Source organism: Saccharothrix sp. BKS2 (assembly GCF_047689505.1).
In the GTDB taxonomy this organism is placed as follows: Bacteria; Actinomycetota; Actinomycetes; order Mycobacteriales; family Pseudonocardiaceae; genus Actinosynnema; species Actinosynnema lopnurensis.
On sequence record NZ_JAUQOL010000002.1, the window covers coordinates 388,284 to 400,540 of the forward strand.

Below are 12,257 nucleotides of genomic sequence, written 5' to 3' on the forward strand. Positions count from 1 at the left end.
TGCCAAAACACGCTTGGTCACCCTTTCGTGGGCAATCGACAGGTGGTCAGCAGGGTCAGCAGAAGATCAGCCCGCACTGCCGGCGGGTGGTCGTCGTCGTGGTCGTGGTGGTCGGTCGGCGCGAGGTGGTGGTCGGTCTGGTCGTCGTGGTGGGCCGAGTGGTGGACGTGCGGGACGTGCTGGGGATGCTCGAAGTGGCGCTCGTCACCGAAGTGGTCGAGGCGGAGGACGAGGCCGAGCCCGACGAGGTCTGGCTGGAGGAGGAGGCCGGCGTGGAGGACGCCGCGGTGTCCGAGGCGCTCGACGCGGTGGTGTCGGGTCCGGTGGCGGTCCGGCTGGGCTGGTCGCTGCCCTTCACCACCACGATGTGCCCCATGTCGGACGGGCCCGGTCGTGGGGGCGCGGGAGCGGCGGCCGTCGAGAAGCCGACGAGGGCCGCGAGCGCCGAACCGACCAGCGCGCCCAGGGCGAGCCGCCCGGGGCCGCCCAACTCGGTGAGCATCCACCACGACTACCGGGCATCACCCGAGCGGGTCAAATCGAGTGCGACAACTGGCACCGGCCCAACACTTCGGGTATCAGGCCGGTACCAGCGGTGTGCCGCTCAGCCCAGGGTGGCGGTCAACGTGATCTCGGTGCCCGCCAGCGCCTGGCTGACCGGGCAGTTCTTCTTGGCGTCCTCGGCGGCGGCGGTGAAGCCGTCCGCGTCCAGCCCCGGCACGACCGCGGTGACGGTCAGGTGGATGCCGGTGATGCCCTTGCCCGGCTGGAACGTCACCTCGGCGGACGTGTCGACCGTCTCCGGCGGGGTGCCCGCCTGGGCCAGGCCGTGCGACAGGGCCATCGAGAAGCAGGACGAGTGCGCGGCCGCGATCAGCTCCTCCGGGCTGGTCTTGCCGTTGGCCTCCTCCGCGCGGGAGGGCCAGCTGACGTCGTAGCTGCCGATGCCCGACGACTCCAGGGCAACGGTGCCGTTGCCCTGGAGCAGGTTGCCTTCCCAGTGCGTGGTCGCCTTGCGGGTGGTGGCCATGTCAGAAACTCCGTCTTCGACGAGGGAAACCCTTCGGCACCAACCTAGTGGTCAGGTCCGGAAACCGCCGCCGGCGTGATCGAGAACGCGAAAAAAAGGCCCCCGGTGCGGACACCGGGGGCCTTTTCGAAGAGCGGATGACGAGACTCGAACTCGCGACCCTCACCTTGGCAAGGTGATGCGCTACCAACTGCGCTACATCCGCCTGACACGAAGAACTATAGACCATCCCTCAACCGGGGTTCGAACCGGGGGGCACCGAATCGGCCAGCAGGCGGTCGACCTCGGTCAACCGCTCCTGGGACCACCGCCACTCCCACAGCGGCCGGACCCGCTCGACCACCTCGGCGGGCAGCCACGGCGCGACCTCGTCCCGCAGCTCCCACTCGTCGAACACGTGCTCGTAGAAGCTGACCACCGAGGCGTCCGACAGGAACCGCTCGGGCTGCCGGAGGCACCAGTGCGCGAACCCGTAGACCCGGTGCAGCACCTCGCGGTCGTCGTCCCGGTGCGCCTCCAGGGCGAGCTGCCACAGCTCGGACAGGAACACGTGGCACGACCACGACTCCCGCTCGACGACGGCGCTCAGTTCGGGGAAGAGGGCGGAAGCCCTCGTGCGCCAGTCGACCACGCGGCAGGAGGTTACCCGCCGTGCCGTCCCGGGCCACGGGGTCGCCCACCACCTGACGCCCACCCGTGACCGCCCCGTCACCGACCGCGAACGCGGTGTGCGCGAAAGGCAGGCGTGCCGCGTGGGCCGAACGGCCCACACCGGCGGGGGGTCTTCGGTCTCGGGTCGCTATCACTTCGGGCGCGCCACCACCGGTTGTGGCATCTTGACCAACGGAGCACAGGGCGGGCGGGAGGTGCCGGGCGGGATGGCCGGAGATGCCGATTTCGACCGGGAACTGCTCGCCAGGGTGCGCGCCGGCGACGACGCCGCGTTCGGCGAGCTGTTCACCCAGCACGCCGACGCCGTCCGCCGGTTCGCCCTCCGGCACGTGCGGGAGCACGCCGAGGCCGACGACCTGACCGCGGAGGCGTTCTTCCGTGTGCTCCAGGCGATCCGCCGGGGCTCCGGCCCGACCGACCACGTCCGCACCTACCTGCTGACCGTCGCGCGCCGGGTGGCGTGGGAGTGGAGCGGCAGGCGGCGCGACGTGCCGGTGGAGGACGAGGAGCTGAGCAGGCGCGTCGAGCCGTTCCCGGACGTCACCGCGAACCGGCCGGAGCACGTCCTGATCTCCCGCGCGTTCACCAGCCTGCCGGAGCGGTGGCGCACCGTGCTGTGGCAGGTCGAGGTGGAGGGCGCGCGGCCGGCGGCGGTCGCGCCGAGCTTCGGCCTGAGCCCCAACGCGATGGCGGCGCTGGCCCGCCGCGCTCGGGAGGGCCTGCGCGCGGCCTACCTCCAGGCGCACCTGGCCGAGGACACCGGGCCGCGGGCGTGCAGCTCGGTGGTGGCCAAGCTCGGCACGTACGTCGCGGGCGGCGTGCAGGGCGCGGAGCACCGGCGCATCCGCAAGCACCTCCAGACGTGCTCCTCCTGCAACTCCCTGCACGCCGAGCTGACCGAGGTGTGCTCGACGCTGCGGGCCCACGCGGCGAGCACCGCCGTGCCGGTGGCCGCGGTGGCGCTGGCCGCGCCGGCGCTGGTCACCTCCGGTCTGGTCACGCCCGGTCTGGTCGCGCCCGCGGTGCTGGGCAAGGCGGCGCTGCTGGCCGGCCGGGTGAAGCTGGTGCTGGCCGCCGCCGCGTCGGCCGCCGCGGTGGGGCTGTTCGGGGTGCTGGCGGGCACCTTCACCGGCGCCCCCGGGCCCGCGCTGCTCCAGCCCGGCCCGGACGGCGCGCCCGGCGGGAACGTGCTGGCCCTGTGCACGCCCGAGGTGACCGCGACCGGCACGGCGACCAGCACGCCCTCGCCCGTCGCCGCGCAGCGGGCCGTGCGCACCGGGACCGCGCCGCGGACGGTGCGGCCGACCGGGCCCGCGCCGACCACCACGGCCGACGAGGCGCCCCCGGTGGTCCCGGTCGACGCCGGGGCCGAGGTCCCCGCCGGGGAGCGGTCGCTGGTGCTCACCGGCACCTCGGCCGAGGTCTCCGCCGCCACCGACCCGTCCGACCCGACGTCCACGACCCCGGTGGAGACGGTCAGGACCGAGCCCGAGCAGTCCGTCGCCACCACGACCGGGACGACCACCACCGGCGCGACGACCACCGGGGTCACCACCACCGGCGCGCCCACGAAGACCGCCGCCGAACCACCCGCGGCCGAACCACCCGCCGCCGAGTCGCCCGCGGTCGGCGTCGCGGTGACACCCGACCGGCTCGAACCCGCATGACTGGGGGTTTTCACCCGCGAGGTGCAAGACTTTGCCGGTAGCGTGGAACGCGCTCGGTGATCGCTCGACGCCTCGTAGGGAGACGGTGATGACGCGGCTGGTGCGCGGCGCGGACGGCCGGATGTGGACGGTGCGCAGCCAGGTGCAGTGGCGCAACCCGGCGGCCGACGCGGACTTCGAGCACGACGTGAGCGGTGGCGCCGGGCCCGGCGTGCTGATGCTGGCCATCGTCGTGGTGATGTCCGTGGTGCTGGTGGCCTGGACGCCGGCGGACGTCGTCGTGCCGGCGTGGCTGGTGGTCGCCCTGGTGCTGGTGTTCCTGTTCTTCCCGGCGCGCTGGGTGGTGCGGCGGCCGTGGGTGGTCGCGGCGGAGTCGAAGAAGACCGAGGAGCTGCCGCCGGAGCGGTGGGTCGGCACCGTGCGCGGGTTCCTGACCGTGCGCGACGAGGTGCGCAACGTGGCCCGCAAGATCGAGATGTACTCGCTGCCCGACCTGGACGGCCCGCTCCAGCCGGTCGACTAGGCGCGGAGCCGGGCTCGCAGGTCCGGGCTCCAGGGTCCTGACTCGCGGGTCTGGCTCGCAGGTCCGGGCCCCGGGTCCGGGCGCGCGGGTCCGGCGCGCGGGTCCTGGGGTGGTCGACTGATCGCCGTTCCCGGGCGACACTGGTCGGGTGCCGGAACTGCCCGAGGTCGAGGCGCTCGCCCACCACCTGCGCGAGCACGCGGTCGGACTGCGCGTGCACCGGGTGGACGTCGCGTCGTTGCAGGTGCTCAAGACGGTCGCGCCGCCGTGGACCGACCTCCGGGGTCGGGAGGTGACCGGCGCGGCCCGGTTCGGCAAGCACCTGGACCTGGACTGCGGCGGCCTGCACCTGGTGGTCCACCTGGCCCGCGCCGGGTGGTTGCGCTGGCTGACGACCCTGGCGGTCGCGCCGCCGAAGCCCGGCCGGGGGCCGCTGGCGCTGCGCGTGCACCTGGGCCCGCCGGGGGAGGGGCCCGGGTTCGACCTGACCGAGGCGGGCACCAGGAAGGGCCTGGCGGCCTGGGTGGTGCGCGACCCGGCGGAGGTGCCGAGCATCGCGCGCCTGGGCCCGGACGCGCTGTCGGTGACCCGCGCGCAGCTGGAGGACCTGCTCGCCGGCCGGACCGAGCGGCTCAAGACCGCGCTGACCGACCAGACCCTGCTCGCCGGCATCGGCAACGCCTACTCCGACGAGGTCATGCACGTGGCCCGGCTGTCGCCGTACGCGACCGCGGGCAGGCTGCCCGAGGAGGCCCTCGACCGGCTGCACGAGGCGGTCACGACCGTGCTCACCGACGCGGTGACGCGGTCGGTGGGGCAGTCGGCGGCGACCCTGAAGGGTGAGAAGCGGTCGGGGCTGCGGGTGCACGGGCGGACCGGTCTGCCGTGCCCGGTGTGCGGTGACGCGGTGCGCGAGGTCTCCTTCGCGGACAAGGCTTTCCAGTACTGCGCGACGTGCCAGACGGGTGGCCGGCCGCTGGCCGACCGGCGCCTGTCGCGGCTGCTCAAGTAGGTCACACGACCGGGTGGGCTTGACCCGGGCGCCGCTGCTCCCCGCCCCCGGCGGGAACTCCTCCGGTGTCCGCACGACCACCTGGAGGACTGATGAACAAGCGCATCGCCGTCGCGCTGGCCGGTGCCGCGTTGGGCGCGACGACCCTGGCGGGCGTCGCCCTGGCCGCGCCCGCCGAGGAACGGCAGGACCCCGCCGACGAGACCCGCGCGGTCATCTGCCGCGTGCTGGAGGAGCTGGAGGGGCTGGAGGGAGTCGACCTCTCGGACATCCTCGACGACCTCAAGTGCGATGACGAGGACGACCCGACCGAGACCACCACCACGACGACGAAGGCGGCGGCCGCGAACGGGGGCGGCGGCGCGGTCGAGAGCCGGTACAAGCCGGAGAACCCGAACCACTACGTGCCCAAGCCGAACGACTACCTCGACATCCCGAAGCCGAACGACTACCTCGACATCTGAGAGGCGGGGGCGCGGCCCGTCCGGGACGCGCCCACTTTCAGTGGCCTTGGCCACCGGCCGTCACCCGATCGGGTATACGCTGCGTCACTGATGCCGTCAAAACGCCGGTTGCGCACCCCGCCGGCCGCACCCGCCCTTGCCTACCGGCCCCCCACGGCACAGCATGGACGCCGTGCGTGACCTCCTGACCGAGCGCGCGGTCCTCGGGCTCATCGCGACGCTGGCCGTGCTCGGCCTCTTCGTGATGCTGTGCCGTGCCCGCCGGGTCAGCACGTCGGTCGAGGACGCCGTGATGGACATGCTGCACCGGATGTCCAAGGCGTCGGCCGACCTGCGCGAGGGCCTGAACGAGGACGCCGCCAACAAGGCCACCCCGCACCTGCGGGAGATGCTGCGCTGCGTCGCGGTCGGCATCACCGACGCCGAGGGCACGCTGCTGTCCTGGGACGGCGAGGCGAACGACCACTACGAGTTCCTCCGCCCGTTCATCGAGCACGCCATCGGCGGGGGGCACAAGGAGCACGTCGAGCACCGCAAGCTGGACTGCGAGCTGCCCGGCCCGTGCCTGATGCACACCGCGGTGATCGTGCCGCTGGAGGTGGAGCACGACGTCGCGGGCACGTTGATCGTGGTCAGCGGCGTGGCGAACAAGCGGCAGATCCGGATGGCCGAGGAGACCGCGCGGTTCGTCTCCACGCAGCTGGAGCTGGAGGTGCTCCAGAAGTCCCGGCAGGCCCTGGCGCAGGCCGAGGTGAAGGCGCTGCGGGCGCAGATCTCGCCGCACTTCGTCTACAACGCGCTCAACACCATCTCGTCGCTGATCCGCACCGACCCCAAGCACGCGCGGGAGCTGCTCCAGGAGTTCGCGGAGTTCACCCGCTACTCCTTCCGCACCGACGGGTTCTTCACCACGCTCGCCGACGAGCTGACCAACATCCACCGCTACCTGACCATCGAGCAGGCGCGGTACGGGTCGCGGCTCAACGTGCGGCTCAAGATCGCGCCCGAGGTGCTCCAGGTGGTGCTGCCGTTCCTGGTGCTCCAGCCGCTGGTGGAGAACGCCGTGCGGCACGGCCTGGCCAAGAAGCCCGGTGGCGGGCTGCTCACCGTGATCGCCGAGGACAACGGCGCGGAGGCGCTGATCTCGGTCGAGGACGACGGCGTCGGCATGGACCCGGACCGCCTGTTCGAGGACCTGAAGGACGCCCACCAGACCGGCGCGCACGTCGGCCTGGGCAACATCAACCACCGGATGCGGGCGGTGTTCGGCGACGACTACGCGCTGGTCGTGGAGACCGCGCCGGACGCCGGCATGAAGATCATCCTGAAGATCCCGAAGTACAGCCGGGGCGTGCAGACCAACCTGCCGCTGGTGCCGCCGAGGCTGGAGGACACCGCCGAGCAGGCCGCGATCCGCGCCTGAGGTGTTTTCAGGCGGCGGCCACGGCCAGCACCGTGACGACCATGACCGCGCAGATCGCCCAGATGACCCACATCCAGTAGACGTGCATGGGGCTCGGGCCGTCCGCGTTCTGCCGGCCTCGGTCGTCCCACCACTCGACGTAGCGTTCGAGCCACCGGATCGGGTTGAACGTCACCGGCCGATGTTAGCCCCGGGCCCACGCCTTCCGGGCCCACGCCTTCCGGGCGCACCGATCCACCGGACACACGTAAGGTCGGGGGCATGAGCGTGACGGACAAGATCGCGGCCCGGCTGCCCCGGATCGTCAGCGAGCGGACCGAGCGCGGCCCGGTGGTGGCCGCCGTCCGGCTGCACGGGGTCATCACCCCGACGCCCACGCCGATGGCCCGCAACACGATCAACGTGCAGAACGTGGAGACCGCGCTGACCCGCGCGTTCGAGCACGAGCGCCTGGTGGCGGTCGCCCTGCTGATCAACTCGCCGGGCGGCGCGCCCACCCAGTCCGCGCTGGTCGCCGACCGCGTCCGGGAGCTGGCGGCGAAGAAGCGGGTGCCCGTGCTGGCGTTCTGCGAGGACCTCGCGGCCTCCGGCGGCTACTGGCTGGCGTGCGCGGGCGACGAGATCTACGCCCACGGCACGTCCCTGGTCGGCTCGATCGGCGTGGTCAGCTCCGGGTTCGGCCTCGACGGCCTGATCGAGCGCTTCGGCGTCGAGCGCCGCGTCTACACCGCGGGCGCGAACAAGGTCCGCCTCGACCCGTTCCGGCCGGAGAAGGCCGAGGACGTCGAGTGGCTCAAGGGGCTCCAGGCGCAGCTGCACGAGCAGTTCGCGGCGTGGGTGCGGGAGCGGCGCGGCGGCAAGCTCAAGGGCACCGACGACGAGCTGTTCAACGGCGAGGTGTGGACCGGCGCGAAGGCCCTCGAACTCGGCCTCGTCGACGGCATCGGCACCCTGCGCGGCGTCGTCGCGCAGCGCTACCCGGACGCCGAGATCGCCGTCGCCGAACCCCGCCGCCCCTTCCTGTCCCGCCTCGGCCTCGCGGGCGCAACCACTCGATCGGGGGATCTCGTGCTGGAGGGGTTGGCCGCGCTGGAGGAACGGGCGCGCTGGTCGCGATTCGGCTTGTGAGGTCACGGCCCCGGCGCGGTCCGGTCGCCGGCGTAGACAGCGACCCCGCTCGGTCGGCAAGATGCGCGGCACAGTGAGCACACCGAAGAACCCCAGCGACGCCGGCCTCCTCGTTCTGGCGGTGGACGACGAGGCACCGGGTCTGTCCGAGATCAAGTACCTGCTGGAGAGCAGTCCGCACATCCGGCGGGTGCTCACGGCCTTCGACGCCGCGGAGGCCCTGCGCATCCTGCGGGGGGACTACGACCCCGAGGTGATGGACCGCCAGAACGCCGGGCTGCCGCCGGTCGACGCGGTGTTCGCGGACATCAACATGCCCGGGTTGAGCGGCACGGACCTCGCGCGCGTACTCGGCGCTTTCCGAGCGCCCCCGGCGCTGGTGTTCGTCACGGGCGTCGAGCACTCGGAGGCCGTGGTGGCCTTCGAGGTGGGCGCGCTGGACTTCGTCACCAAGCCGATCAACGAGGACCGGGTGAACAAGGCGATCTCGCGCGTGGTCGAGCGCGTCGCGGCGACCCCCGCGCTCACCCCCGAGCCCCTCGCGGCCGAGCCGCAGGACGACGAGGTCATCCCGGTCGAGCTGGGCGGCACCATCAAGCTGGTGCCCCGGGCCACCGTGCGCTACGTGGAGGCGCAGGGCGACTACGTCCGCCTGCACACCAGCGACGGCTCCAGCCACCTCGTGCGCATCCCCCTGGCGCAGCTGGAGGAGCGCTGGGAGAGCGCCGGGTTCGTGCGCATCCACCGCTCGTTCCTGGTGGCGCTGCCGCTGGTGACCGAGCTGCGGATGACGTCGAACGGGTACGCGGTGGTGATCGGCTCCGGCGAGGGTGCCAAGGAGCTGCCGGTCAGCCGGCGGCACACGCGCGACCTGAAGGAACGGATCGTGCGGCCGCCCAAGAGCGGTTGGTGATGAGCAGGCACTCCGGCCCGCCCGGCCAACCGGACCAGCCGCAGCCCGCCGGGCGGGACGCCCCGCAGTCCACGCCGCTGCGCAAGAACCGCCGCCGGCGCGTCGTGCTGGCCGACCCGCGCGGTCGTGGCCGGGTGCTGCGCACGATCATCGAGCTGGAGGAGCAGACCAGCGTCGGCGAGAAGCTGATCCGCGACCTCATCCGGCAGCAGCTGCGCACCGGGTTGGCGCTGGGCGGCGGCACGCTGCTGTTCCTGGCGCTGCTGCCGGTGGTGTTCTACGCGGTCCCCGCGCTGTCGGAGGTGCAGCTGCTGGGCGTGCGCCTGCCGTGGCTGCTGCTGGGTCTGCTGCCGTTCCCGCTGTGCTACGGCGTGGGCTACGTGTACCGCAGGTTCGCCGAGCGGCACGAGCAGGACTTCGTGAACTCGGTGGACCGGTGATCCAGAACCCGTGGAGCCTGGTCCTCGTCGTCGTGGTGGCGACGCTGACCTTCCTGCTGGGCTACGTCGGCTCCCGCCGGGCCAACACCACCCCGGACTTCCTGGTGGCGCGCCGCGCCGTGCCCGCCACCCGCAACGCCGCCGCGATCTCCGGCGAGTACCTGTCCGCCGCCTCGTTCCTCGGCGTCGCCGGGCTCGTGCTCAAGGACGGCATCGACGCCCTGTGGTACCCGATCGGCTTCACCGCCGGGTACCTGGCGATGATGCTGTTCGTCGCCGCGCCGCTGCGCCGGTCGGGCGCGTACACGCTGCCGGACTTCGCCGAGGTGCGGCTCGGGTCGCTGCGGCTGCGCAAGTTCTGCACGTTCTTCGTCATCTGCATCGGCGTGCTCTACCTGGTGCCCCAGCTCCAGTCCGCCGGGCTGACCCTCAACACGATCACCGGCCTGCCCGCGTGGCTCGGCGGCGCGCTGGTGACGGCGATCGTGGTGGTCAACGTCCTCGGCGGGGGGATGCGGGCGATCACGCTGGTGCAGGCGTTCCAGTACTGGGGCAAGCTGTTCGCCATCGCCGCGCCCGCCTTCGTGCTGTTCACGCTGTTCCTGGGCGGGCCCGGCAACGGCGCGCAGCCGGTCGACGAGGACGGCGTGCTGCGGTTCCACGAGGACGTCGCGGTGACCACGGTCGACCCGGTGCGGGTGCGCGTGGACCAGGCGGTGGAGCTGTCCGCGACCGGCGAGGTCGACGGCGCGCGCGCCGACGGCGAGGTGTACTGGACGCCCGGCCTGTACGCGATCGGGGCGGAGACCGAGCTGCGGTTCACGGCCGGCTCGCCGGTGCCGGTGGTCGAGGGCTCGCCCGGCGAGAACGCCGACTGGCTGCGGCCCCAGACCACGGGTTTGACGGGCCTGTTCGAGACGTACTCGCTGATCTTCGCCACGTTCCTGGGGACCATGGGGCTGCCGCACGTGCTGGTGCGGTTCTACACCAACCCCGACGGCCGGGCGGCGCGACGGACCGCGCTGCACGTGCTGTACCTGCTGGGGCTGTTCTACCTGTTCCCGACGGTGCTCGGGGTGATCTCGCGCCAGTACCTGCCGCAGCTGCTGGTGACCGGCAAGACGGACGCGGCGGTGCTGCTGCTGCCGACGACCATGCAGCCGAACGTGCTGGGGCAGGTGCTGGGCGCGATCGTGGCGGCGGGGGCGTTCGCGGCGTTCCTGTCCACGTCGTCGGGGCTGGTGGTGTCGGTCGCCGGGGTGGTGTCGACGGACATCCTGCCGGGCAAGGTGCGGGACTTCCGGTGGGCGACGGTGCTGACCGGGACGGTCGCGATCGGGCTGGCGGTGCTGCTGCCCCGGTCGGACGTGTCGCTGACGGTGGCGATGTCGTTCGCGCTGGCGGCGTCCACGTTCTGCCCACTGCTGCTGCTGGGCATCTGGTGGCGCGGGCTGACGTGGGTGGGCGCGCTGGCGGGGATGGTCGTCGGCGGTGGGCTGGTGATCGGCTCGCAGGTGGTGACCGTGGTGAGTTCGTACACGGGGCACTGGGCGCCGTCGGTGCTGTCGCAGCCGGCGCTGGTGACGGTGCCGGTGGCGTTCCTGGCGATGGTGATGATCAGCAAGCTGACGGCGCGGCGGAGGCCGGAGGACGTGAACCAGATCCTGCTGCGGTTCCACGCCCCGGACCCGCTGGGCTTCATGCGCGACCGCGACGTCCAGCGCTTCGGGACGGCGGAGGAGAAGGCGCGGCTGGAGGAGGGCAAGCACCGGGACGGGCCGACGCCCTCACCTCGCCGCTGAGGCCGCGGCTCGCCACCCGCCACCGCCCGCCCTGCTCGCCGCCCGCTGCCGCGCCCGGTCGCCCTACCCGTCGTTGCCCGCCGCAGCACCCCGCAGGTGGCCGGCACCCGTCCCGCACCCCCGTCGACCCAAGCCTTGCCCCGAGCGACCCGCGGCCCGGCAAACTCATCGGTGACCAATCGTTCAGGACTGTCCGAAACCGGGGTGTGACGTGCGGAAACTGGTGTGCGCGCTGGCTGTGGCCGTGGCGGCGGCGGGGATGGCGGCAGGTCCGGCGGCGGCGGCACCAGCACCGGCAGCCGAGGCGCCGCGAGCCGCGGTCACCTGCGGCACGGGCGTCCCGGTCGCCACCACCGGCGGCTACCGGGTCCTGCTGCACTGCCCCGGCGTGGGCTACGTCAGCGGGGCGGGCACGACGGCCGCCGACGCCGACACCCGCGCGCGGGCGCTGGCCAACACCTCCGCCGCCACCGGGCGCGCCTGCACGACGGGCGCGGTCAACACCACCACCGGCGGCTACCTCGCCGTGGTGGAGTGCGGCGGGCTGCCGTGGGTGTTCGGCAAGGGCACGACGCTCACCGACGCCGCCTACCTGGCGCACCTCCAAGCCTCCGACGCGATGTCCTCCGGCAAGGTGTGCAGCACCGGGACGACCAACACCACGCCCGGCGGCTACCTGGCCGCGATCGAGTGCACCGGCCTGGACTGGCTCATCGGCCGGGGCACGACGCTCACCGAGGCGGCCCTCTTCGCCCGCGCCCTGGCCGTGGACGCGCTGGCGAGCGGGCGGCCGTGCAGCAGCCGGTCGAGCCTCGCCACCGCCGGCGGCTTCCAGTCCGACCTGGAGTGCCGCACGTTCACCGGGTCCCTCCGGGTCCTCGCGGTCGGCACCACGCTCACCGACGCGGCGTCCGAGTCGCGGGTGCTGGCCATCAACTCGCTGGCCACCGGCCGGGTCTGCTCCACGGCCGGCAACGTCGCCGTGCCCGCCGGCTACCGGGTGACGCTGAACTGCGGGTCGGGGCCGTGGGCCTCCGGCGAGGGCCCGACGCTCAGCGAGGCCGCCCGGGTGGCCCGGGGCAACGCCTACTGACCCCCCGGAACGCCTGCCGACCGCCCGGTCGGCAGGCGATCGACGCGGGTTCACCCGGCGCCACCACGATTCTCCGCCGGGTGACCCGCG

At 73.0% G+C, this 12,257-nt stretch carries 14 protein-coding genes and 1 tRNA gene; 10 read left to right on the forward strand and 5 right to left on the reverse strand.

Going from position 1 to position 12,257, the window contains the following annotated elements:
- Nucleotides 1–55: 55 nt before the first annotated feature.
- The 4 genes from Q5530_RS04415 to Q5530_RS04430 form a co-directional block, all read right to left on the reverse strand.
- Nucleotides 56–502 (reverse strand): hypothetical protein, encoded by a 447-nt coding sequence (locus tag Q5530_RS04415; protein ID WP_415360871.1) that lies wholly within the window; start codon nucleotides 500–502, stop codon nucleotides 56–58.
- Nucleotides 503–604: 102 nt separating this feature from the next.
- Nucleotides 605–1,030 (reverse strand): OsmC family protein, encoded by a 426-nt coding sequence (locus tag Q5530_RS04420; RefSeq protein WP_415360872.1) that lies wholly within the window; start codon nucleotides 1,028–1,030, stop codon nucleotides 605–607.
- A 132-nt stretch (nucleotides 1,031–1,162) separates the two neighbouring features.
- A tRNA-Gly gene (locus Q5530_RS04425) sits at nucleotides 1,163–1,235 on the reverse strand.
- Between the two features lie 27 nt (nucleotides 1,236–1,262).
- The gene (locus tag Q5530_RS04430) at nucleotides 1,263–1,661 is read right to left on the reverse strand and encodes a hypothetical protein (protein WP_380632688.1); all 399 of its coding nucleotides are present in this window, start codon (nucleotides 1,659–1,661) and stop codon (nucleotides 1,263–1,265) included.
- Between the two features lie 205 nt (nucleotides 1,662–1,866).
- Here Q5530_RS04430 and Q5530_RS04435 point away from each other — a divergent pair, with 205 nt between their 5' ends.
- The 5 genes from Q5530_RS04435 to Q5530_RS04455 all read left to right on the forward strand — a co-directional run bounded on the left by Q5530_RS04435 (nucleotide 1,867) and on the right by Q5530_RS04455 (nucleotide 6,791).
- Nucleotides 1,867–3,369, forward strand: a complete 1,503-nt coding sequence (locus Q5530_RS04435; protein WP_415360873.1) for a sigma-70 family RNA polymerase sigma factor — start codon at nucleotides 1,867–1,869, stop codon at nucleotides 3,367–3,369.
- An 88-nt stretch (nucleotides 3,370–3,457) separates the two neighbouring features.
- The gene (locus tag Q5530_RS04440) at nucleotides 3,458–3,892 is read left to right on the forward strand and encodes a DUF983 domain-containing protein (RefSeq protein WP_380632684.1); all 435 of its coding nucleotides are present in this window, start codon (nucleotides 3,458–3,460) and stop codon (nucleotides 3,890–3,892) included.
- Nucleotides 3,893–4,040: 148 nt separating this feature from the next.
- Entirely contained in the window at nucleotides 4,041–4,904 is an 864-nt protein-coding gene (locus Q5530_RS04445; RefSeq protein WP_415360875.1) for a DNA-formamidopyrimidine glycosylase family protein, read from the forward strand.
- A gap of 92 nt (nucleotides 4,905–4,996) precedes the next feature.
- The gene (locus Q5530_RS04450; protein ID WP_415360876.1) at nucleotides 4,997–5,368 is read left to right on the forward strand and encodes a hypothetical protein; all 372 of its coding nucleotides are present in this window, start codon (nucleotides 4,997–4,999) and stop codon (nucleotides 5,366–5,368) included.
- A gap of 163 nt (nucleotides 5,369–5,531) precedes the next feature.
- Nucleotides 5,532–6,791, forward strand: a complete 1,260-nt coding sequence (locus Q5530_RS04455) for a sensor histidine kinase (protein ID WP_380632677.1) — start codon at nucleotides 5,532–5,534, stop codon at nucleotides 6,789–6,791.
- Nucleotides 6,792–6,798: 7 nt separating this feature from the next.
- Here Q5530_RS04455 and Q5530_RS04460 read toward each other — a convergent pair whose 3' ends face one another.
- The gene (locus Q5530_RS04460) at nucleotides 6,799–6,966 is read right to left on the reverse strand and encodes a hypothetical protein (protein WP_415360877.1); all 168 of its coding nucleotides are present in this window, start codon (nucleotides 6,964–6,966) and stop codon (nucleotides 6,799–6,801) included.
- An 86-nt stretch (nucleotides 6,967–7,052) separates the two neighbouring features.
- On the opposite strand from Q5530_RS04460, the gene Q5530_RS04465 reads away from it, so the two are divergent.
- The 5 genes from Q5530_RS04465 (at nucleotide 7,053) to Q5530_RS04485 (ending at nucleotide 12,167) form a co-directional block, all read left to right on the forward strand.
- A complete protein-coding gene (locus Q5530_RS04465) occupies nucleotides 7,053–7,919 on the forward strand; it encodes a S49 family peptidase (protein WP_380632675.1) in 867 nt (288 codons plus the stop codon).
- Between the two features lie 61 nt (nucleotides 7,920–7,980).
- On the forward strand, nucleotides 7,981–8,832 hold the full coding sequence (locus Q5530_RS04470) for a LytR/AlgR family response regulator transcription factor (RefSeq protein WP_415360878.1): 852 nt from the start codon (nucleotides 7,981–7,983) through the stop codon (nucleotides 8,830–8,832).
- Nucleotides 8,832–9,272 (forward strand): hypothetical protein, encoded by a 441-nt coding sequence (locus Q5530_RS04475; RefSeq protein ID WP_380632670.1) that lies wholly within the window; start codon nucleotides 8,832–8,834, stop codon nucleotides 9,270–9,272. The genes Q5530_RS04470 and Q5530_RS04475 overlap by 1 nt, the downstream gene beginning before the upstream one ends.
- Entirely contained in the window at nucleotides 9,269–11,074 is a 1,806-nt protein-coding gene (locus Q5530_RS04480; protein ID WP_415360880.1) for a cation acetate symporter, read from the forward strand. Before Q5530_RS04475 ends, Q5530_RS04480 begins: the two co-directional genes overlap by 4 nt.
- A 211-nt stretch (nucleotides 11,075–11,285) precedes the next feature.
- Nucleotides 11,286–12,167, forward strand: coding sequence for a hypothetical protein (locus Q5530_RS04485; protein ID WP_415360881.1), 882 nt, complete (start codon nucleotides 11,286–11,288; stop codon nucleotides 12,165–12,167).
- Nucleotides 12,168–12,257: the final 90 nt, after the last annotated feature.

Bases quoted from the DNA above. Each gene is read 5' to 3' on its own strand.
- Q5530_RS04440 (WP_380632684.1), top strand. From the start codon at position 3,458: ATGACGCGGCTGGTGCGCGGCGCGGACGGCCGGATGTGGACGGTGCGC.
- Q5530_RS04415 (WP_415360871.1), bottom strand. From the start codon at position 502: ATGCTCACCGAGTTGGGCGGCCCCGGGCGGCTCGCCCTGGGCGCGCTG.
- Q5530_RS04420 (WP_415360872.1), bottom strand. From the start codon at position 1,030: ATGGCCACCACCCGCAAGGCGACCACGCACTGGGAAGGCAACCTGCTC.
- Q5530_RS04450 (WP_415360876.1), top strand. From the start codon at position 4,997: ATGAACAAGCGCATCGCCGTCGCGCTGGCCGGTGCCGCGTTGGGCGCG.
- Q5530_RS04475 (WP_380632670.1), top strand. From the start codon at position 8,832: ATGAGCAGGCACTCCGGCCCGCCCGGCCAACCGGACCAGCCGCAGCCC.
- Q5530_RS04465 (WP_380632675.1), top strand. From the start codon at position 7,053: ATGAGCGTGACGGACAAGATCGCGGCCCGGCTGCCCCGGATCGTCAGC.
- Q5530_RS04470 (WP_415360878.1), top strand. From the start codon at position 7,981: ATGCGCGGCACAGTGAGCACACCGAAGAACCCCAGCGACGCCGGCCTC.
- Q5530_RS04455 (WP_380632677.1), top strand. From the start codon at position 5,532: ATGGACGCCGTGCGTGACCTCCTGACCGAGCGCGCGGTCCTCGGGCTC.